19 protein-coding genes and 1 pseudogene are annotated in these 21648 nt (G+C 67.4%); 13 read left to right on the top strand and 7 right to left on the bottom strand.

All coding sequences use genetic code 11. The features are described from left to right. The gene (locus NCW75_09760) at positions 1-1284 is read right to left on the bottom strand and encodes an FG-GAP repeat protein (protein ID UYV11584.1); all 1284 of its coding nucleotides are present in this window, start codon (positions 1282-1284) and stop codon (positions 1-3) included. A 158-nt stretch (positions 1285-1442) separates the two neighbouring features. Then, positions 1443-2216 (bottom strand): DNRLRE domain-containing protein, encoded by a 774-nt coding sequence (locus tag NCW75_09755; GenBank protein ID UYV11583.1) that lies wholly within the window; start codon positions 2214-2216, stop codon positions 1443-1445. Positions 2217-2339: 123 nt separating this feature from the next. Between NCW75_09755 and NCW75_09750 the strand changes: the two genes are divergently transcribed. From NCW75_09750 to NCW75_09740, 3 genes are all read left to right on the top strand, one after another. After that, complete coding sequence (locus NCW75_09750; protein ID UYV11582.1) at positions 2340-4118, top strand: hypothetical protein; 1779 nt, start codon at positions 2340-2342, stop codon at positions 4116-4118. 48 nt (positions 4119-4166) lie between these two features. Then, positions 4167-5417: an aminotransferase class I/II-fold pyridoxal phosphate-dependent enzyme gene (locus NCW75_09745; GenBank protein ID UYV11581.1), complete on the top strand. Its 1251-nt coding sequence runs from the start codon at positions 4167-4169 to the stop codon at positions 5415-5417. A 433-nt stretch (positions 5418-5850) separates the two neighbouring features. Beyond that, on the top strand, positions 5851-6252 hold the full coding sequence (locus NCW75_09740; protein UYV11580.1) for a RidA family protein: 402 nt from the start codon (positions 5851-5853) through the stop codon (positions 6250-6252). A gap of 15 nt (positions 6253-6267) precedes the next feature. Here NCW75_09740 and NCW75_09735 read toward each other — a convergent pair whose 3' ends face one another. The 3 genes from NCW75_09735 to NCW75_09725 form a co-directional block, all read right to left on the bottom strand. Continuing rightward, entirely contained in the window at positions 6268-6639 is a 372-nt protein-coding gene (locus NCW75_09735; protein UYV11579.1) for a hypothetical protein, read from the bottom strand. After that, a complete protein-coding gene (locus NCW75_09730) occupies positions 6636-7970 on the bottom strand; it encodes a hypothetical protein (GenBank protein ID UYV14230.1) in 1335 nt (444 codons plus the stop codon). The genes NCW75_09735 and NCW75_09730 overlap by 4 nt, the downstream gene beginning before the upstream one ends. 138 nt (positions 7971-8108) lie before the next feature. Next, positions 8109-8519: a hypothetical protein gene (locus tag NCW75_09725; GenBank protein UYV11578.1), complete on the bottom strand. Its 411-nt coding sequence runs from the start codon at positions 8517-8519 to the stop codon at positions 8109-8111. 7 nt (positions 8520-8526) lie between these two features. Here NCW75_09725 and NCW75_09720 point away from each other — a divergent pair. The 3 genes and pseudogenes from NCW75_09720 to NCW75_09710 all read left to right on the top strand — a co-directional run bounded on the left by NCW75_09720 (position 8527) and on the right by NCW75_09710 (position 13072). Continuing rightward, positions 8527-8733 (top strand): annotated as a pseudogene (locus tag NCW75_09720) (hypothetical protein). 1233 nt (positions 8734-9966) lie between these two features. After that, positions 9967-10530 carry an ECF-type sigma factor gene (locus NCW75_09715; GenBank protein ID UYV14188.1) on the top strand — a complete coding sequence of 188 codons (564 nt, stop codon included), beginning with the start codon at positions 9967-9969 and terminating at the stop codon, positions 10528-10530. Next, entirely contained in the window at positions 10520-13072 is a 2553-nt protein-coding gene (locus NCW75_09710) for a serine/threonine-protein kinase (protein UYV11577.1), read from the top strand. The genes NCW75_09715 and NCW75_09710 overlap by 11 nt, the downstream gene beginning before the upstream one ends. 454 nt (positions 13073-13526) lie before the next feature. Here NCW75_09710 and NCW75_09705 read toward each other — a convergent pair whose 3' ends face one another. Continuing rightward, the gene (locus tag NCW75_09705) at positions 13527-14336 is read right to left on the bottom strand and encodes a hypothetical protein (protein UYV11576.1); all 810 of its coding nucleotides are present in this window, start codon (positions 14334-14336) and stop codon (positions 13527-13529) included. 116 nt (positions 14337-14452) lie between these two features. Between NCW75_09705 and NCW75_09700 the strand changes: the two genes are divergently transcribed. The 5 genes from NCW75_09700 to NCW75_09680 are packed head-to-tail and all read left to right on the top strand — an operon-like array spanning position 14453 to position 18669. Beyond that, positions 14453-14947 carry a hypothetical protein gene (locus tag NCW75_09700; GenBank protein ID UYV11575.1) on the top strand — a complete coding sequence of 165 codons (495 nt, stop codon included), beginning with the start codon at positions 14453-14455 and terminating at the stop codon, positions 14945-14947. Between the two features lie 26 nt (positions 14948-14973). Then, positions 14974-15843 (top strand): hypothetical protein, encoded by an 870-nt coding sequence (locus NCW75_09695; protein UYV11574.1) that lies wholly within the window; start codon positions 14974-14976, stop codon positions 15841-15843. An 8-nt stretch (positions 15844-15851) separates the two neighbouring features. Continuing rightward, positions 15852-16574, top strand: a complete 723-nt coding sequence (locus NCW75_09690; protein ID UYV11573.1) for a methyltransferase domain-containing protein — start codon at positions 15852-15854, stop codon at positions 16572-16574. Further along, positions 16529-17620, top strand: coding sequence for an NAD(P)/FAD-dependent oxidoreductase (locus NCW75_09685; GenBank protein UYV11572.1), 1092 nt, complete (start codon positions 16529-16531; stop codon positions 17618-17620). The genes NCW75_09690 and NCW75_09685 overlap by 46 nt, the downstream gene beginning before the upstream one ends. Beyond that, complete coding sequence (locus NCW75_09680; protein UYV11571.1) at positions 17617-18669, top strand: type III polyketide synthase; 1053 nt, start codon at positions 17617-17619, stop codon at positions 18667-18669. The genes NCW75_09685 and NCW75_09680 overlap by 4 nt, the downstream gene beginning before the upstream one ends. Positions 18670-18698: 29 nt before the next feature. Here NCW75_09680 and NCW75_09675 read toward each other — a convergent pair whose 3' ends face one another. Further along, on the bottom strand, positions 18699-19364 hold the full coding sequence (locus NCW75_09675; GenBank protein ID UYV11570.1) for a hypothetical protein: 666 nt from the start codon (positions 19362-19364) through the stop codon (positions 18699-18701). 409 nt (positions 19365-19773) lie between these two features. Between NCW75_09675 and NCW75_09670 the strand changes: the two genes are divergently transcribed. Next, positions 19774-20103, top strand: a complete 330-nt coding sequence (locus NCW75_09670; GenBank protein ID UYV11569.1) for a hypothetical protein — start codon at positions 19774-19776, stop codon at positions 20101-20103. 27 nt (positions 20104-20130) lie between these two features. Then, positions 20131-21558 (top strand): hypothetical protein, encoded by a 1428-nt coding sequence (locus NCW75_09665; GenBank protein UYV11568.1) that lies wholly within the window; start codon positions 20131-20133, stop codon positions 21556-21558. Positions 21559-21648: the final 90 nt, after the last annotated feature.

Raw genomic sequence — 21648 nt, 5'->3', positions numbered from 1 at the left:
TCAGCAGCCCGCGTCGAACTCGTTCTGGAATGCGAGGAAGTCGAAGATAGTCAGCGAGCCGTCCTCGTCGAAATCTGCTGCCAGGTCGCCCACATCGAAGGCGTTCTGGAATGCGAGGAAATCGAAGATGGTGAGTTCGCCGTCGCCGTCGAAGTCGGCCTTGCAGAGTGCTACAAAGAGGTATGCTGCTCCGGCTTGTACGCCAGACGCGTCGTCCAGGGGAGCTCCGACCGCCAGGTGTCGGCCAGAAAGATCTAACCCCGTTCCGAACCGTGCCCCGAAGCTTGGTGAGCCGGCCCGGATGGGTTCCATCGGCGCTCCCGTCGCCGCATCGTACACGTACACGATCCCCGAATTTGCAACGTCACCATCGAATTGCGGTGCGCCAACGAGCACCGTGTCACCGTCGGTGGCAACGAACAGTCCGAAATTGCCGAGCACCCCGGCATCCGCCTCGGCGAGCATGGTGACCTCTCGTGGGTTACGCGGGTCGGTCAGGTCGTACACGTAGGCTGCGCCAGCGCCACTCACGCCCGGCACGTCTGCGTCGGGCGCTCCGACCACGGCGACCGAACCGTGCAGTGCAACGGACTTGCCGAACATGTCAAAGTCCTCTCCGTCGCTGGCCGTCAGCTTGGCGAGTTCCACGGGTCGCAGCGGATCTGAGATGTCGAACAGATACGCCGCGCCGGACGACGGCCCGATCTCACTGTCCCTCGGCGCGCCGACAATGGCATGCGAACCCTGGATCGCAACCGCGGAGCCAAAGCCCGCACCCTGGTTGCCATCGCTCGCTTCCAGTCGGCCGAGTTGGGCAACCGCGTCGGGGATGCTTAGGTCGAGCAGGAACGCCGCCCCCGCTGCCAATCGAAGGCCCATCGCGTTGGGCGCACCGGCGATAGCCAGATCTTCCTCGATGTCGAGCGAGAATCCGAAACGGGAGCCAATGCCAAGGCCGCTTGGCGCGTACGTGTCGAGGAACTCGCCCGTGGCGGGGTCGTACAGCAGGATCGCGCCCGTCGGACCCGCGCCGACATTGAGCCCCCACGCCGAGACGACGGCCGCTGTCGGCCCCAGGCTGGTGGCATATCCGTACCAGTCGGTACCGACCAGATCGAAGCCGTCGAGCGTACGGACGAGCGAGCCGGTTCTCATATCAAAAAGGAATGCCACTCCGGCGTCGGCGGCGGCGTCGTCGTCGGCCGGAGCAGTGACGAGCAGGCGATCGCCGAACACTGCAGCATCAGAGCCGAACTGATCGAAAATGCCAGGATCGGGTGGCATGACCTGGTCTACCCGCACGAATTGGGCGAGGGCGGCAGGGCTCGCAAACGCAAGGGCTCCGAGAACAACGGATATCGCGAACGGCCAGCTTCCACGGTGAATTCTCATGCTCGTCTCTCTCTATCTCTATCTATCGTCACTCTACTACATTATACAAATTAGCAGCCCGCGTCGAACTCGTTCTGGAATGCCAGGAAGTCGAAGATCGTCAGGCTGCCGTCGCCGTCGAAGTCGGCGGCCAGGTCGCCCGCGTCGAAGGCGTTCTGGAAGGCCAGGAAGTCGAAGATGGTGAGGTCGCCATCGCCATCCAGATCCACGCGGCAGGTGTCCCGCAGCACGAGCACGAGCTCGGGGTGGAGCGTGGCATCGGAGAATTCGCTGCTGCGGAAGTAGCCATACCGTGAGGCGCCGGCGGTGCTCTCCCGCAGTTGGGCAACCGCGAAGCCGTTATTGGGCGCCCCGCCCACGATGTCGCGCACCAGGGCGGACACGTCGTAGTCGAGCCAGCCGACCGAGCCGCTGGCCCCCACGCGTCGGCTGTCGTTGCCCGCGCGGTCGCCATTGGCGGGCTTGGTATCCCAGGTGACCGTCGACTCGTCCCAGTCGCTGAGCAGGGCGAACACGTCGTCGCCCAACCCGCCGGCCGCCGGCTCGGTGCGGTGCTGGAAGATGCGCAGCGTGGCGGTCTCGATCTGGTCGGGGTTGGTCAGGTCGCTGAGGTCGAACATCAGGTAAATGCGACCGAAACCCAGGCCCCAGAAACTGCCCTTGCCTGCTGCTAGTTCATCAGCCGAACCGAAGTTGGTGCCGGGCATGGTGCTCTCGACATACGTGTCGGCGACGACGGGGCGGGTCTCTTCCTGTGCCAGGCCGATGGCCGGTGCGGCTAGGACGAGGGAGGCAGCAAAAACGGTGGCAAACTTGGCGTGCATGGTGCATCCTCTCTAGGGGGCAACTCCAATACTGTTATAAGGCGGTTACGTCGCGCCGCCGAGGGGCGTGACGGGCCGTCCGAACACCCCGGGGTTCCTGCTATGTTCGATATAGGACGCGGCATGCTGGTTTGGGGCCTGTTGGCCTGCGTGGGTGCCGTGCTCGGTGCCCGGGCGGTTGCCCAGCCGGCGGCGACGCTCCATGGCGAGGTGCAGCAGCGGCTGTCCGACATCCAGGAGCGGGGGCCGCAGGAGATCGTGCAGGACAAATCCAGGGACGAGTTGCTGGGCGAACTGGACGTGTTGCTGGCGTCGGTGGCCTATGGCGGAACCCAGCGAGACGCGAGGCTGCTGGTTGACGTAGCCGCCACCCGTCGCACCATGGCGCTCGCGGGTGCGGCAACTCGGGGCGATCGGGCGGGGTTGTACGAGTACCTGGCCGCCGACAAGGGGACCGGCCGCGCGCTCGTCTTTCTGGTATCACCACGCGACAACGCCCAGGGTGTGCTGCGCACGCTCGCGGCGTTGCGTGAGAAGTGTGGTGATGATGTTGTTGATCGGTACCCATCGCTCGTAGCGGCGTTGTGCGTGGTACATGACGGATCCGGGCCATTCGCGCGGCGCGTGAACGAGAATACTGCGACGTCCGCCGGGCCAGTCGCCCTGTTTGGCTACTACACGTCGAACGAGCGGCAGATGCAGTTCGGCGTGCGTGAGGTGCCGCCGGAATTGCTGGTGTTCGTGGTCGATGCCGCTGCCAGCATCGACGAGATGGAGTGGGCCCTGGGCAAGCATCGCGGCGATCGGGCGGTGGGGGAGCGATTCTTCGACATCAAGTACGACTACGAGCACGCCAACACCGGCAGGCCGAAGGCTGTCAGCGAGCAGGGTTTCACGCTGCCCAACATCGCCAGGCTCGGCGGCGTGTGCGCCGACCAGTGCCACTTCGCGGTGACGGTGGGCAAGGCCATCGGCGTGCCGACGGCCTACGTCACCGGGCGTGGCGGCGAGGTCGGCCACGCCTGGGTTGGGTACCTGGAAGCCAAAGGCCGCCGGGCCGATTGGAATTTCAACGTCGGGCGGTACCAGGAGTACCAGGGCGTGCGGGGCACCCTGCTCGACCCGCAGGCTCGCGTGATGATCGGCGACGACGAGCTTGGCTTGCTCGCACGATTGACCACGGTAAGCCAGACCCAACGCTTCACCGCAACGGCATGGCTCGACGCGGCCGAGGCACTCAAGGCCGGCATCAAGCCTCTCGACATCGGCGAGAAGCGGCGCGGCTCACCCGAGCGAAACGGCCGATCGGGCGTGCTGGAACTCGCCGAGATGGCGCTGCGCGAGAACCCCGCCGATCGCCGAGGCTGGGCGATCGTGCGTGAGGCGGTGGACGACCCGGGCATGGCGATGGCCGACCGGGTGCGTTGGTCGAAGATCATCATCCGGTTGTGCGAGGACGCAGGTGCTGAGCACTTTATGGTGAGCGTACTCGAGCCGATGGTGGCGTCGATGGACGATTCCGACGACCGCATCTCGACGTGGGAGCGCGTGCTCGACCACGTGCGCACGAAGAAGGACCTGCGGGCCCGCATCCGCATGCTGCAGGCCGGCGATGCCATCGAGCGGGGCGACAAGCACGGGGCCTACCTCGCAATGCAGGACGTGATCGATACCTCGCTCAATGACACCCGCATGTCGCGGTACGCCGTGGCTGGGGCGGTGAAGATGCTCGAAGAATCGGGCAAGCACCGCGAGGCGGCCCAATTGCTGGGCGACGTGCTCAAGCGTGTCGACCGGCCCACCCATGCTGCGGTTTTCTCGGCCAGCAGCAACTACAACGCCATCCGGGCCATGGCCGAGGCGTACGCGGCCAAGCACGGGGTCTCGGTGGCGGGGCTCTAGACGACTGGGCCCCTATCCTGCCCGAGACCTTGAGCAGGAGAGCCGCAAATGACCGCCACGACCGCCACCCGCCCCTTTAACGCCCGCACCGACGACATCCTCGCCCAACTCGAAGAGGGCGGGCAGTACAAGCACCTCCAGATGCTGGCCGGCCCGATGGGGCCGACGGTGAGGCTCCGCGACGCCAACGGGAGCTACCGCGAAGTCATCTGCATGTGCTCAAACAACTACCTGGGCCTGGCCAACCACCCCGAGGTGGTCGAGGCAGGCATCGAGGGGCTGCGAAAGTACGGCGCGGGCACGGCCAGCGTACGGTTCATCTGCGGCACGTTCGATTGCCACGAGGTGATCGAGAAGACCATCGCCAAGTACATGGGGACCGAGAGCTGCTACACGTTCGTGAGCTGCTGGACGGCGAACGAGGCGCTCTACCCCACGTTCGCCGAGCCGGGCGATATGCTGCTGTCCGACGAGCTGAACCACGCCTGCATCATCGACGGCATCCGCCTGGCGGCCGTCATTAAGAAGGGTGTGATCAAGGGCGTCTACAAGCACAACGACCTGGGCAGCCTGCGCGAGAAGCTCGAAGCGGCGCGTGCGAATCCAGACGTGACCGGCCAGGTCTGGGTCGTTACCGACGGCGTCTTCAGCATGGAGGGCGACATCGCCGACCTGCCCGCGCTTCGGAAGCTCTGCGACGAGTTCGACGCGATGCTTGTGGTCGACGACAGCCACGCCCACGGCGTGATGGGGGCCTCCGGCCGGGGCACTCATGAGCATTACAACATGTGCCCCGGCGCCGATGGCCACGACGCGAGCCTGGGCGAGGTTGACTTCTTCACCGGCACGCTGGGCAAGGGCCTGGGCGGCGGCGCGGGCGGGTTCATCGCCGGGAGTCGTCGTGGTACGGAGCTCATCGTCCAGCGCGGCCGGCCGACGCTGTTTAGTAACGCCCTGCCCTGCACGGTCGCGTGCAGCGCCAACAAAGCGATCGAGATCGTGATGCGCGAGCCCGAGCGCGTGCAAACGCTGCGCGACATTTCCACCTACGCGCGCACCGAGATCAAGAACGCCGGCTTCGAGGTCATCGATTCGCCCACGGCCATCTGCCCGATCATCGTTGGCGAGACGAGCAAGGCCATCGCGATGAGCAAGCGGCTGCTGGAACTGGGCGTGTTCGTGATTGGCTTTGGCTACCCCGTCGTGCCCGAGGGCGAGGCGCGGCTGCGGTTGCAGTTGTCGGCGGTGCACACGAAGGAGCATGTGGATCGGGTTGTCGATGCGTTGAAGAAGCTGTAACCTGCATGAAACGCAAGCCGCCAACCTGCCCGCACTGCGGCTATGAGCTCACTGGTCTCAAGCAAACGACCTGTCCGGAGTGTGGGGGTGATGCCTCACCGGGCACCCCACCGGCGCATTGGGCCGCAACCAGCCAGTTCTACTGGGTGACAGGACTGAGCCTCATGGCAATGTTCTGGGCTCTCTTGCTTGCGAACCCACTCGCGAGATACTACCAACGGGGATTCACGGATCCGGGTTGGGACGGATTGATGGTGTTCTGTTCTGTTCTGTGTTGCTTGGGATGCACTTGATTGCCATCGTGCTGTGTGTACGCCGTCGCCAACGATTCCGATTCAAGAACCCCGTGGATGCCTTCCTCGAGATCCTAATCCTGGGTTCGATCGAGGTGCTCCTGTTGTGGGTTGTGACAGTGGTTGCGTAAGGGGAATGTATGACCCGCACCAACATCTCCACCAACGGCCCCTACGAAGCTACCAACGGCTACAGCCGCTGCGTCAAGATTGACCACGAAACTCATACCGACTTCTTCTTCGCCGGCACCACGGCCATGAACCCCGATGGCTCGATCGAGTGCGAGGGCGACGCGGGTGGGCAGACGCGGGCGATCCTCGAACGCATCGGCGCGGTGCTTGCCGAGCATGGTGCCGGGCTGGAGCACGTGGTCTCGACGCGGATGTACGTGGCCGACGCCGCGCACGCCGAAGCGGTGGGGCAGGCCCACGGCGAGGTGTTCAAGGACATCCGCCCGGCCGCCACGCTGCTCGTGGTGGCCGGGCTGGTGGATGGGCGGATGCTTGTGGAGATCGAGGCGACGGCGATCGCGCCCCGATAGCTCCCACAGTTTGGTTCAGCAGCCCGCGTCGAACGCGTTCTGGAACGCCAGGAAATCGAAGATGGTCAGGCTGCCATCGCCGTCGAAGTCGGCGATGGGATCGCCCGCGTCGAAGGCGTTCTGGAACGCCAGGAAGTCGAAGATGCTCAGGGTGCCGTCGCCGTCGAGATCGGCCGGGCAGACCGGGGCCTGGCACTCGTCGGGGATGTTGTCGAGGTTCAGGTCGAGGCTGTCGCCGTTGGCGATGTCGACGATGTCGTGGACGCCGTTCTCGTTGCAGTCGAGGGGGATGACGCCGCCAGGGAAGGTCGGGCCTCGGGCATCTTCCTGGCTGCCGTTCGCCGCGCCGGGGCCGCCTTGTCCGGCGGGGCCGACGTCGTAGGTCACGTCGGTGAGATCGACCGCACCGCCTCCGGCGACCCACAGGCCGATGCTCGGACCGCCGGCACCCCGCCGCCGTTGCCGCCGTTGCCGCCGCGTCCGCCGTTGCCACCGCGGGCACCGTTGGAGCCGTCGTCTTGCTCGCTGGAGCCGCCGTACTGGTTGCCGGCCGTGCACACCCACACGCCGCCGGAGCCGCCCATGCCGCCCTGACCGCCGATGCCACGGTTGCCGCCGTTGCCCCCGCCCTCGGTCGTGAAGGTCGAGCCCGTCACGATGACGCCGGTCGAGTCGTGGATGACAAGGCCGATGGATGCGCCACCGCCGCGGCCGCCCGATCCGCCAAAGCCGCCGCTGCCACCGGCGCCGCCGCCTCCGCCACCGCCGCCCCAGCTGTTGCAGCTGCTGGTACCGCCACCGCCGCCGCCGCCACCACCACCGCCCGAGCCGTGCTCGCCGCGGGCGCCGGCGGTGCCGTTGCCGCCGGTGTAGAGGCCCGCCGAGAGGCTGCCCTCGACGCCCGGGAACCCGGCGCGGCCATTGGCGCCGTTGCCGCCGTCGCCGCCGAGGAAGGACGGCAGGCCAGGAAGGTCGAAGGGGCACCAGTTGCCAAAGCCCGCCAGAACGCCCGAGCCGCCCACGCCGGGGTTGGGGCCCTGCCCCCAGCTTCCGCCCACGCCCCGCCGATCGTCACGCCCCGGATCGCCGCCCTTGCCACCGGCGAAGCCTGGGCCCGCGCCGCCGCGTCCACCGCTGGGGCGTATGCCCGTCGAGCAGAACAGGTCGCCGTCGTCCTCGACACCGCCGCCACCGAGCCGGCCGTTCTCGCCGCGCGAGCCGTTGCCCGCGGTGCCGCCGGCCTGGCCGTTCGCGGCCTGGCGCGCGATGAACTCGCTGTTGCTGATGAACACGTCGGCGCAATCGAAGAACGAGAGGCCATACGCGCTGTTGCCGACGACACCGGTCGCCGTGACGCCGACGCCGTCCAGCAGGATGCCGAAGCGGCCCTGCACGAGCGGATTCGACAGCCGGATCTCGGTGCGATTGGCGTCGGGATCGCGCGACCAGTCGTCGGACGCATCGAAGCCGCCGAGGATCTGCTGCTGGCTGAAGACCGAGCCCGCGTCGTAGGTGCCCTGATCCACGTAGATGGGGCGATCGGCGGTGTACAACGCAGATGCCCGGGCGAGCGTGGCTACGGGCAGGTCCCGCGTGCCGGGGTTGGCGTCATCGCCCAGCGATGCCGAGACGTAGACCGGCCCCTGTTGGGCGAGCGCATTGGTGGTGGCCAGGGCGGCCAGAAGGACGGTGGCGGTGCGTGTGAAGTTACGTTGCATGTCTGGGCTCCGGTTCGTGGATGTTCCTTGCGAGCTGGCGAGATCGCACGCCGCTCCAGCCGGAACGCGACAACCGCCGCCGGAACCGGCAGCGGTTGTCGAAAAAAATGGGGAGTCGGATCGTGTTCGTGCGTGGTCTCAGCAGCCCGTATCGAACGCGTTCTGGAAGCACAAGAAGTCGAACAGCGTGAGCGAGCCGTCGGCGTCGCAGTCGGCCGCCGGATCGCCCGTGTCGAAAGCGTTCTGGAAGGCCAGGAAGTCGAACAGCGTCAGCTCGCCGTCGCCGTCCAGGTCGGCGTAGCACGGGGGCACCTCGCACTCATCGGGGATGCCGTTGAGGTTGACGTCGGCGCTGTCGCCGTTGGCGATGTCCAGGAGGTCGTGCGTGCCGTTCTCGTTGCAGTCGGGTATGCGGCTCGGATTCAGGCCACGCACGTCGGTGCCAAGCGAGTTCTCTCGCACGCCGGGTCGTGCGCTGCCACCCGTGCCGGGCTGGCCAGCCGGCCCGATGTCATAGGTGATGCCCTGCGCGCCCACGGCGGTGCCCACGGTCCAGATGCCTACCGAGTAGCCGCCGGGCCCACCGCCGCCGTTGCCGCCGCGTCCACCGTTACCGCCTCGTCCACCGCGGGCGTCGTTCGAGCCGTCGTCCTGCTCGCTGCTCCCGCCGTAGACGTTGCCTTTCGTGCAATCGGCTCCACCGCCCGCGCCACCCGCGCCGCCGGCTCCCCCTGCACCACCGTTTCCGCCGTTCCCACCACCGGCGGTGATGATGTCGGTATCCAAGACATCGATCGTCGACTGATAACTGATCAGACCGATGGAGGGCTCGCCACCTTCGCCCCCCAATCCGCCCCGGCCGGCGCCACCGCCCTGGCCGCCTCCGCCACCCCCGCCGCCATAGCTGTCGCACGAGTCGGTCCCGCCTCCGCCGCCGCCCCCGCCGCCACCACCCGAGCCGGAAGTGCCGAATCCACCTGTGGCACCCATGCCTCGCCTGTATCCATCCGATGCAAGGAACGGGGCCTGACCAGCGTCCATCGCGTTCGCACCGGCGTCACCCGCTCCGCCGTCCTGGCCGAAGATCGATGGAAGGCCAGGAAAATCGAAGGGGCACCAGTTCCCGAGGCCAGCCAGCGTGCCGGAACCACCCAAGCCCCGCCGGATTCCCGACCCGCTCGAACCAGCGATCCCACGAGCACTCCCAAGACCACCAGAGCCACCGGTTCCCCCCGAACCGCCGGCACCGCTACGCCAGCCGCCGTTGCCACCCCAAGGACGACTGCCCGACGCGCAACCAAAGCCGCCGTTCTCGCGCCCACCCTGGCCGGCCTGGCCTGGGTTCCCGGCAACCCCTTGAGCACCAGTCGCGCCGGCGTTGCCGTCCGCGCCGGCCAGGCACTCCAGCGTGCTGTCGATGATGACCACGCGCTGGCTGCTTCGCACGAAGAGCGACTGGGTCGATCCGGAGAACCGGATACCTGCGAGCAGCACGTCGTTCTTGGAGACGATCGGCGCGGTCTCTTCGATCGTCGTGATAAACAGGGCTGGGTCGCGGGCCCAGCCGTCGGCTGCGTTGAATCCGCCGATGAGTTTCTCGGCGTTCAGGACCGTGCCGCCTTGGTAGACGCCCTGGTCGAGGTAGATCCGTCGCAAATCGCCCGACGGCAGTGCCCGCGCTGCGGCTAGCGTGGCCACGGGCAGTTCCTTGGTGCCGGGGTTGGCGTCGTCGCCGAGGTCGGCCGACACGTACACGGGCGCCTGGGCCAGCGCGTTGGTTGCCGCGAGGGCAGCCAGCGTGCAGGCGACGGTCCGGGAAGTCTTGATCTTCGGGCTCATGGTCGTGCTCCTGGGGTACGATGTTCGAGATTCGATCGGTTGGCGGGCAATTGCCCTTGCACCGCCCCGCCCGAAACGCGACAATGGCTGCAGGCCCGGCAACGGAAATCTGAGGAATCTCGAAATCGAGCCCAACGCCGACCAACGCGAGCCGACCATGCTGCTGCTGGCCGCGGCGGCGGGTGATGCTGGTGCCGCCGAGCGGTTGGCCCCGATGGTCTACGACAACCTGCGTCGCCTCGCGTCGGCGCGCCTTGGCGGTGGTGGTGGGCAAGCCGACTGGACCTGCCAGCCCACGGCTATCGTGCACGAGGCGTACCTGCGCCTGGCCGACCAGGACAAGGTCGACTGGCAGGGCCGCACCCACTTCTTTGCGATCGGCGCGGAAATGGTGCGCCGGGTCATCGCCGACGAAGCAAAACGGCGCGGCCGACAGAAGCGTGGCGGTGGGTGGGGGCGCGTCACGCTCGACGGCGCGGCGCTGGAAGCGGGGTCGTTGCCGATTGACCCGCTCGACCTCGACGAAGCGCTCACGAAACTGGCCTCCGTTGATGAGCGTGCCGCTCGGATCGTCTCGCTTCGGTTCTTCGGTGGCCTGACCGAGCCCGAGGCCGCCGCGGTGTTGGGAGTCAGCGAGCGCACGGTGCGCGGCGATTGGCGCAGCGCGAAGGCGTTCCTGCGCCGAGAGTTGGCCCAGGCCGAGACCGAAGATGCCAGTTGACGACCTCTACCAGCGCGCCAAGGCGATGTTCCTCCGGATCTGTGACGCTCCGGCGGGCGAGCGCGCCGCGCTCGTCGAGACGCTGTGCGAGGGCGACGAGGATCTTAAGAGCGAGGTCCTCAGCCTCCTGAGCCACGACATCGAAGACGACGCCTTTGGCGACGGCCTGCCACCGGGCACCGAGGTTGGCGGGTTCGAGATCGTGCGTGAGCTTGGTGCTGGCGCGATGGGCGTGGTCTACGAGGCTCGCCAGCGGACGCCCGATCGGGCGGTGGCGCTCAAGGTCGTCAGGGGTGGGGCCGCCTCGCCCTCTTTGCGCCGCCGGCTCGAGCACGAGTCGGCCGCTCTTGCCCGTCTGCAGCATCCCGGGATTGCGAGCGTGTACGAAGCCGGGATCGATCGCGACACCGGCGCTCCATACTTCGCGATGGAACTGGTCGATGGGCGTCCGCTGACGGCATACGCCAACGAGCATGATCTGTCGATCGACGCTCGTGTGGAAATGCTTGCCTGCATAGCCGACGCCGTGCAGCACGCGCACCAGCGGGGCGTGATCCACCGCGACCTGAAGCCGGGCAACATCCTTGTTGATGAGCAAGACCGCCCCCGCGTGCTCGACTTCGGTATAGCGAGGCTGAGTACCGACGGCGATCACGATGCCACGATGCGTACGCTGCCCGGCCAGGTCGTCGGCACCCTGGCGTACATGAGCCCCGAGCAAGCAGCGGGCGATCCGGCTGCCGTCGACGCCAGGGCGGACATCTACGCACTGGGAGCCCTCGGCTACGAGCTGCTCTCGGGCGAGTTGCCGCTGGCCGTACGCGACAAGCCATTAGTTGAGGCGCTGCGGTTGATCCAGCACGACGAGCCACGCGCCCTTGGCACGCTCAACCGCCGGCTGCGCGGTGATCTGGAGACCGTGCTGGCCGCGGCTCTGGAGAAGGACCCCGCGCGCCGCTATCCCTCAGCGGCCGCGCTGGCCGGGGACTTGCGACGTGCTCTACGCGATGAGCCGATTATGGCGCGTCCGGCGACGACGCTGTACCAACTCCGCAAGTTTGCGCGGCGGCGCAAGGGGCCGGTGATTGCCGCGGGCATCGTTGCCATGGCGCTCGTGGTCGCGAGCGTCGTCAGCGTGGCCTTCGCGCTCAATGCCCAGCGCCAACGCGTCCTGGCCGAACAACGCTTGACCGACGTACGGGCGCTGGCCAACACGATGCTCTTCGACCTGCACGACCTGATCGAACCGCTGCCCGGCGCGATCGAGGCCCGCCGCCAGCTCGTGCGGACGGGCCTGGAGTATCTCGACCGCTTGGCCCAGGACGCCGGTGACAACGTTGAACTGCTGGAAGAATTGGCCGAGGCATATTTTCGAATTGGTGACATCCAGGGCAATCCCAACCGGGCGAACCTGGGCGATCCCGAGGCGGCGATTGACAGCTACCAGCGCAGTATCGAGCTGCGCGAGCGGCTCGCGCGAGCGCATCCGTCCGAGACGTCCACGATCGCCCTGGCTCGGACCCAACTCGCGATCGGTGAGACGCTCACCAGCACGCCGCGTGCGGGTGAGGTAGTGACACACACCCGGCGTTGCCTCGACACGCTCGAACGACTCGACTCGCCGGATGCCGACCATGTGCGTGTCATGGCCGAGCAACGCCTCGGCACGGCGATGCTCAACATGGGCCGAGCCGACGAAGCGATCGATCACTTCCAGCGTGCGCTCGATGCGTCCGAGCGGCTGGCGGCCGATGGCGATCCGGTGCTGGTCCGCCGCCTGACCATCGGCCTGAATGGCATGGGCCTCACGCTCGCCCGGCTCGATCGCGCGGAGGACGCCCTGCCCCACCTCGAACGCTCGCTCGAGTTACGCACGGCAGCGGTGGAAAGAGACCCCCAGAGCGTGCGCGCCCAACGGGATCTCGCGCTGGTCCGGCATCGCCTGGGCGACATCAAGGGCGACTTGGGCGAGAAGGGCGCCGCCGTTGAGATTTACGCGAAGGCCCGCAATACGCTCGCGGCCATCGCGAAAGCCGACACGAACGACGCCCGTGCCCACTTCGACTGGTCGGTGGCCGAAGAAAAGCTGGCCAACGCGTTGCTGGAGGTCGATCGCATTGCCGATTCGCGCGACGGCTATGCAGCAGCACGGGACTTGCGCACCGCTCTGGCCGACGCCAACCCGACGAACCAGCTCTATCGCATGGCTTCGGCCATCGCCATCGAGCGCGTGTCGCATTGTTCACGTCTGTTAGGAGAGCACGAACTGACGCGTGCGGGCTATCTCCAAGCGATAGACATCGCCCTTGATGGCTTGGCCGATGATCCGAATGATGTGCGATTGTGGACGGTGCTAGGCATCTCGCAGAAGGGCATGGGCCAATCGTACCTCGACGCGCCAGACGCGAACAAGGACCTCGCCCGGCGTTGGCTGACCGAGGCTCGGGCTTCACTCGAAGATATGACCGCGCGCGGCGTGACGCCCACGCGCTCGACGCTCTCGCTGGCTGCGGTCGACGAGCTGCTCGCAAGGTGCGAGTAGTTGATAACGCGCGTTTTCTATCGCTGCTTGTGTCTACATCATGGCGTTCGCTAGACGAAACTACTGAAGAGGTACGCCAGCGCGTGGCAAGCACGGCCAAGTAGGTAGTGGAGCGTATACAGCCCCCCAGCTAGGAAGCACATCAGGCACGGGTAGCGAGCCCAGGAACGTGGCCCCCATGTCGTCCTCCCCAGTTTGCCGGGCTCGCTCCGCCGCGATACAAACGCTCGAGACCACCCGCGTGTTGTGCCAGCGGGGCAGCAGCGTGTAGCCGGTGATGGCGATGACAGCGAAGTAGGAGACGCCAAAAAGACGGAACTGGCCAATCGTGCGCTGGCGCTCCCAGTTTGCGGTGTGTCGTTCGATGCGGATCATGCCCGACCCGAGCAGCGCACCCCGGAGCATGCTGGGAGGCGGGCACGCCGGAGTGCCAGGGACGGGCCTCGCGAGCCCCTCACGCGGCGGGCACGGGTGGGGGCGGCGCGTCGTGCGGTGCGTGGACGCATCGCTCCACGATGTCGCGCAGGTCTGCGTCGGTGGGCAGTTTCGCGGCGGCGAGCTTCGCGTCCCTGGCGTGCTCGAAGGCGATTTCGAGCTCGGTGAGCGTGGGCGCGAGCATCGTCAGCGACTCGGCCATCACCGGCAGCACCAGCCGCCGCGCCGCGCGGCGGGGCGAGGCCACCACACGCCAGAGCACGATGGCCAGCATGACCACGGTGAACACCGCCGCGAAGCGCCACCAGCCCTGGCCCATCGACCAGCCTAGCGCTGTGGCGACCATCGCCACGATTAGGGTGAAGGCCAGCACCGCCGTGACCGATTCGCTAGGCCCCGCGGCCCGGGCGAGGCTCGTGGCGTGCTCGCACCAAGACACCCGAGCGGTGATGGCACGCAACCGCTCGGGATCGCCCTCGGCCAGGGCACGGACGTAGGCGTCCTCGGCCCGGAGTTCGGCCGCGTCGGCGCGGGCATCGAACTCCATGAGGTTGATCAGTTCGGCCAGCGGGATGCGCTTGTGGATGTGGGCGGGCACGTCACCGGGGATGCGGTAGCGCGGCGTGGACCGGCGGGTGCCGTTGGTCCCGGGCGGATCGCGCAGCTCGAGCATCACCGTTTCGCCCTGTTCGACCGGGATGAGGTACAACCGCACGCGGCGGCGGTAGGCCCAAACCTCGAATTCCATCACCCGCCGGCGTAGCGGGCACGCCAGGGCGGTGTAACCCAGCCGTCGGGCCTTGATCGATCGATCAATGCTGATGAGCATGATGGGAACGCCCCGCTTCGTGGTGCCGATCGGCCGCCATTCGCTTGCAGCATATGGGCTTCGGGCTGTAGGGTTGCGGTTGGGCGTCCAACGGTGCCACCGCCCTACCATCCCCCATGGCCTCGCGCCGCCGATATCCCAAGCCCGGCCCGCCCCCGGAGGGACCCGGGGAACAGACGCCCGCCGGCGGTGGTTCTCCCGATGCCATGCCCGACAGGCCCCTCCAAGTCGTCGATGCCGAGAACTGGTGGTCGCCCGACGACGCGAGCCTGCCCGTGGGCCAGACGCATGAGGAAGAGGACGAGGGCCGGCCCATTCCCGCCCGCCGCCTGCTCATCGCGGGTGTGCTCATCTTCATCCTGACCACCGTCACGGTTGTGTTCCTGCCCGACATCGTCGCCGTGCTCTCCCCCATGGGGGCGATGATCGCGTTCGCGGCCATCATCGCGTCGGCGGTCGTCACGGCCGCGCCGAAGCAGCCAACCGGACGCGCGGCCATGGACGACAACGCCAAGCCGGTGAGCTGTGGCGGGCCGCGTCCCATCGGCGAGATGTCTCGACGCATGGCCAACAAGAAAGATGACGGCTGCGGGCCAAGCTGCGGTTGCTAAACGGTGCGTCGGGTGAACAATGCCCGATGCCCCCACCCCCACACCTCTTCGATCTCGTCATCGCCTGCGATTGGTCGGCCGCCAAGGGCCGCAAGCCCGAGCCCGGCGAGGATCGTTGCTGGCTGGCGTGGCGTACGCGCGAGACGCTTAATCCCGATCCCGAGTACATGCCCACCAGGCTCGAGGCCGAGGCCCGCATCCGCGAACTCCTCGACCAGCACCGGAGTGCCCGCACGCTCGTTGGCTTCGATTTCGCCATCGGCTATCCGCTGGCCGAGAACGGCCAGCCAGTGCTGCCCATCGGCCGCGACTTGTGCGCGCTCTACGCGCAGCGCATCACCGACGATCCCTCCGGTGTCAACAACAGATACGAAGTCGCGCAAGACCTCAACGCAAAGATCCGCGAGACCACGGGCGCGCCGCACGGGCCGTTCTGGGGCAGACCAAAAGAAATGAAGCACCTCACCGGCCTGCCGATGGGCCGCGAGAAGCCGACAGGGGTGCCGCAGTTCCGGGCGGCCGAGGACGCGGCCCGAGGCGGTGGGGGCGGCAGGCCGCAATCCCCCTGGAAGCTCGCGGGCATCGGCAGCGTGGGCTCGCAAAGCCTCATGGGCCTGCCGACTGTTCATCGATTACTGACCGATCCGGCGTTCGCGCCGCGCACACACCTGTGGCCATTCGAGCCCGCACCGGAGCACCCCAGCGCGATCACGATCGCCGAGATTTACCCCAGCCTGTTCCCGCAGAACGCGCCCAAGCACTGGTACAAGGATGCTCGGCAGGTGGTGGATTCCCGAAACGCGCTGGCGGAGATGGCGAGCCTCGAACAACCCGCACACGAGCGGGCTGCGACCGAGGGCTGGATCCTGGGTGTGGATGGGGGCGTTCCGGGCTAGGCTCTGGCATGCCCCGCGTGCTCGTCGGCGAATTGATGGACGACCCAACGCTCGACCCCGCCGAGCACGCCCACGCCCTGCGCGGCCTGGCACGCCTGAACGCCATGAGCCGCGCACCAAGCGTGCTGTATCCGATCTTGCGGCGTGAAGCGGCACGGCTCGACCGCCCGCTCACCATCGTCGACATCGCGACCGGCAGCGCCGACGTGCCGGTCGCGCTCCTTGAGCGTGCGAGTCGCGATGGTGTCCGATTCGATATCACCGCCTGCGATATCAGCCGGGTCGCGCTCGAGCACGCTCGCGATCGGGCACGCTCGGCCAACGTCACGCTGGCCGCCCATCAGCTCGACATCTTGAACGAAGACGCTCCGCAAGCCGACGTGCTGGTGTGCTCGCTGTTCCTGCACCACCTGACCGACGAGCAGGTCCGCCTCGTGCTCGGCAAGATGGCCGCGGCCGCCCACCGCATGGTGCTCATCAGCGACCTGCGGCGTGGCCCGTGGGGCACCACGCTGGCCGCTGTCATTCCGAGGCTCGTCACGCGTTCTCATGTCGTTCACGTCGACGGCCTGCGATCCGCTCGTGCCGCCCTGAGCATCGGTGAAGCCCGGGCCATGGCACGGGGAATTGCTGAGGGCAAGGGCTGGACCGTCGCCAGGGCGTTCCCCGCGCGTATGCTCATCCGATGGTCACGGGACGACGGCTCGAAGGACGGTACGACGCGGTCGTGATCGGGGCCGGCCCGGCCGGCTCGATGGCCGCGCTGTCGCTCGCCCGACGCGGCGTCCGCACGCTCATGGTTGATAAGGCACACAAGGGCCGCTGGAAGGTCTGCGGCTGCTGCCTTGGTGCGACGGGAATCGACGCGCTGCACGACGCCGGTCTCGGTCGCGTCCTCGGCGCTTCATCGCCGCTCGATTCGTTCACGCTGGCGGCAAGGGAAACACGGACGACGCTCCGATTGCCCGGCTTTGCTTCCATCTCTCGGGAGTCGCTCGACCGATCGCTCGCCGAGGCAGCAGAAGTTGCGGGTGTCGAGACGCGCTGGAGCACGAGCGCCAGCGCATCATCCGACGGCACGGCGGCGCTGAACGACGGCACCGAGATCCGCGCGGGTGTCATCATCGACGCCAGCGGGTTGCAAGGCCAACGCGCAACGCCAACGCGGGTCGCTCGGGCGACCCGGATCGGCCTTGGCCTAACCACGGCAGGCTCCCGTTGCGAACCGGGTGAACTCACCATGGCCGTGGGGTGCGGTGGGTATCTTGGGCGCGTGGCGTTGCCCGACGGCCGTGTTGACTTCGCCGCCGCCGTGACGCCGGGGTTCGTGCGCGGCAGTGGATCACCCATCAACGCGCTACGAACCATCTGGCACAGCGCTGGGCTCGATCCTGCCGACGTCCCCGATGGTGCCTGGCGAGGCACGCCCGCCCTGTCGCGGCGCCGCCACGCGCAGGAGGGGCGCATCCTCAGAGTGGGCGACGCCGCCGGCTACGTCGAGCCGTTCACCGGCGAGGGCATGTCGTGGGCGCTGCTGGCCGCATCACGCATCGCCGATGACGCGATCGCCTGCATCGAGCATGGTCCCGATGCGTCGGCGTGGGAGGGAACGCTGCATCGCCTCCTTTCCAGACGCCACGCTCGATGCCGTGCCGTGTCGAGAGCCGTCCGGTCGCCATGGCTCGTCTCGATGGCGATCCGAATGTCGAACGTGGCACCGCGCCTGGGCTCCCTTGCCAGCGGCACCCTGAGCGGTGCCGCGCGGAGCCCCGCGTGAGCGCCCGCCTGCTCGGCATCGGCACCGCGACGCCCACGGGCCGGCTCGATCAGGCTGCCACCGCCCAGATGGTCGCGGCCATCGGCGGCGTCCGGCCATCTCGGGCCCGCGCGATGGCCCACCTCTACGAGCACACCGGCATCGAGCACCGATCGATGGCCATCTTCGAGGGCACCCGGCAGGCCTTCTACAACGGCACCGTGCCTGATACTGCCGAACGCATGCGCACGTTCCACAGGCTCGCGCCCCCGCTTGCCCATCGCGCGTGCGAGAGCGCGTTGCACGATGCCAACACCGATGCCACCGCCATCACGCACCTGGTCACCGCCAGTTGCACCGGCCTGGCCTCGCCCGGCGTCGACATCGCGCTCATCGGGTCATTGGGTCTTTCTACGACCACACAGCGCGTCAACATCGGCTTCATGGGGTGCCACGCCGCGCTCAACGCCCTGCGCACGGCACGCGCGATCGCGCTCGCCGAGCCCGACGCCCGCGTGCTCGTGTGCTGCGTCGAACTCTGCTCGCTGCACATCCAGGCCTCGCAAGACAATGGCTGCCCGGTCGCCGACGCCCTCTTCGCCGACGGCGCGGCCGCGTGCGTCATTGGCAATCAGGAAGGCGCGAACGGCCCAACGCTCCGCCGCAGCGCGTCGATCCTGCTGCCCGATAGCCTGGGCGCCATGGGCTGGACCATCGGCCCCGCGGGGTTCTCGATGGTCCTCTCCCCGGCCGTCCCCGACATCCTGTCACGCTACGTCAAGCCCTGGGTCGGGGGCGTGCTCGCCGAAGAGGATCTTACGATCAACGATGTAAAGTCATGGGCCATCCACCCCGGCGGCCCCCGCGTGCTCGAGTCGGTCGCCGGGTCGCTCGGCCTGCCCGAGGGCGCCACCGAGGCCTCCGCCACCATCCTCCGCGAGCACGGCAATATGTCGAGCGCGACGGTCCTGTTCATCCTCGAGAAGTTATCCCAAGGAAACATAAGAACACCAGCGATGGCGCTGGCGTTCGGGCCGGGGCTGACCGGCGAGGCGTTGGTGCTGTCGTAGTTGTTGTGGAAGGCGCGGGGGCGATCTTCTCAAGCCGCGGCCTGGGCCGACTGGAAGTTCCCACCGGCCGCGAAGCGCACGAGCGCGGGCGCGCTGGGCTGGGTGTACACCCCGCCCTTCTGGCCCTTGACCTGGTAGATCGCCATGGCGGTGCCCGCGGGCACGGTGCTGTCGGTGAAGGCGAGCGCACCCACGAAGCCGATGGCCTCGAACGCGCTGGGCGGGCCGTCGACGGGCACGATCGAACGCTCGACGGCGTAGGTCGTGCCGCTCGAGAGGCTGCCGTCCCACTTCAGTTCCAGGTCGCCGCTGGTCTGCAGGCTCCAGCTCAGGTTGCTGGCCGGCTGGGCGGGGATGGGCTCGGGGGTCTTGGGCTGGGGCAGCAGGGCCAGGTCGAGCAGCTCGGGGTCGCCGTCCATCTCGGCCTTCAGGCGGATGCCCTTGATGAGGTCGCCGCCCAGGCCCTTCATGTCGGCGATGGCCGCGTCCTGGCCCGAGACGGCGCCACGCGAGTTCTGCTGGGCGATCTGGGCCGCGTCGTACGCGGTGCGGGCCGAGTCGGTGAGCGCCAGAAAATTCCCGGCAACGATGGGATCGATCCCCAGCGGCGCCGCGTTGGTCACCCACACGGGCGCGCGCTGCTCGAAGAAAGAGATGCTGTCGTTCTTGCTTTGCGGCACGATGCCATTGCTCATAACAATGCTCCTAAGCCGTCCACCGTCCGTGGGGGCCGTGGCGGCGATGCGTTCGGAGGGCCGCGACCATGCGGCCCGTTTGGAGGGGATCGGCGGGTTGTGAGGGCGGCTTGAGTTGGAGTGGCAAGATATCACGAAGATTGCATTGCAGCAATACCCACGCATCCTGCCGGGGTCCAGGTCGCGTTGTCGGGCACCAATGCACATGATATGGCGATCTCAAATCAGATCTTCGGGACGGCACCCGACTAGCGCAATTAGTTCTTGGTTTCGTGCCTGATCGCCTCTGTACCATAATTCTTGTCTGTGTGGAGATAGAGGCGTGGGGAAGCGAGTATTGTCGTAAAGGTGCGTCGGAACTTGATGACGTGGTCTGTCGTATCGCTCTCGCACAGGAAAGGATTGGCTGATGACTCTTGCCGAAGTCGCGATCTGGGGGGCGCTCGGTGGCTTCTGTCTCGAAGCCATGAGGTTGTCGATCAAGCACTCCAAAGAGAGTGAGGCGGACTTCCGCCGGCTGCTGCGGAGCCGGGTGTACTGGTTCCTGACCGCGCTCAACATCGCCGTCGCGGCGATCGTGGCGGCCGCGTTGCAACAGAAGATCGGCGACGATCGCGTGTTCGCGTTCGCCTCGGGCGTCTCGGCCCGCACGATCATGCAGGAATTACAGAAGTACGCTGCCTATCGCTTGGGCCCGCCCCAGGGCGACGGGCTCTCGCTCCGCCGGATCGTGGACTGATCCATTCCATTGCGATCGGAGGTTGGGATGCCGGATCTGAACAAGGTGCTGGATGGAGCGGGTGTGGCCTTCCTGATCGGGGCTGGGCTCGCTGCCACCGCCGTGAGCACGATCGTTGTGAAGTCGTGCGTCCGGCAAACGGATCGGGTTGCAGAGGCGGCCGGCTCGGTCGCCGACGGGCGGCTCGACGACGCGATCGAGGTAGTCGTTGGGGGCGGCAGAGGGCCGGGGCTCGACTTGGCTGAGAAGATGGACCGTGAGCAACGCGATGATCTGCTTAAGCAAGTCGTCCCGGGCCTGATCGAGGACGCTGTGGGCAACAAACCTATTGAACAGTGGGACCGCAACGACTACAAACGGTTGTACACTCTTCAGGACCGGCTCCGAATGATGTCCGTGTCCCAACTCCGCGACGAGTTGGCCAATCAGAAGAGGCACGATTTTTACCAGCTCGAGCGAGATCGCCCACCGGCGGTCCGGCCGGATCTGCGCCGCATCTTAGACGGGTTGGGTGACTGGACCCTCCATCGCGGCACGGTCTGGGTGCACGAGTCCGGAGAGATGTTCGCGTACACGCCGGGAGCCCACGACACACCGATGTTCCGCGGCAACAGCCCAGCCGACAAGGCCCTGCGGCATCGATGGGACGAGAGCATGAAGGAGGTCCGTCCGGGCGTCCGGGTGGCCACGTCCGTCGAGCCGCCGTTCTCCACGTGGGCGTACGACGGCCCGATCGAACGCATCCACATCGGGCTGAGCCTTCCCGACGAGTCGCAGTGGTCCAAGGTCTACGACCAACCCGATCCCGGCGCGAGCGAAGCCGCAAGCGAAACCGCGAACGGGCCGACGCCGGGGCGAGCCGACCTCAGGGCGACCCTGGCCGCCAAGCGCCGCATCCACGGGGCCCTGCGCGAGTCCAGCACAGCGGAGTGCCAGGACCTACTCCAGGCTGACAACGCCACGCAGGCGGCGTTCGACCTGATCGACAGCGCGAGCCCGGGCGACCTGGTCATCATCGCCGGCCACTCGACCCTGCCCCACGGGGCGAGCCCCACCGATCGCGTCATCCACCTGGGGGGCGGGCCTGTGCGCATCGCCGAGTTGCACGAGCATGCCGCCCGGGGCCCGGTCCGCAAGCGGCTCATCGTGGTCACGTGCAAGGCGCCCGACCTCAAGCTGAAAACCAACCTCTACCCCAAGGACATCGGCTCGCTCGTCGAGTACGCCATCCAGACCCACCAGCGGGGCGAGGTGGAGACCTACAGCGAGATGCTGCTGGCCCTGCGCGTCCGCCGCCTGGCGGACCACCTCGAGACCTCGGTGCTGTGCGTCTCGGCGATCGCCTCGGTGCCCATCGGCATCCGGGCCGGCCAGGAGGCCCACGAGGTGCTCGTCAGGATGATCCAGGTCGAAACCAAGACCAAGCCCGAGACCGAGGCCGAGAAGGACGAGTAGCCCACGAGCCAGTGCCAGCAGCGCGGGCATCATCGAGCGGGCTCCCCGGTGGCCCGGACCGTGCGCACCCGTGGGCGTCCACCAATCGCC

This window comes from Phycisphaera sp. (genome assembly GCA_025916675.1).
In the GTDB taxonomy this organism is placed as follows: Bacteria; Planctomycetota; Phycisphaerae; order Phycisphaerales; family UBA1924; genus JAHCJI01.
This window is presented reverse-complemented; position numbering and strand designations above follow the sequence as displayed.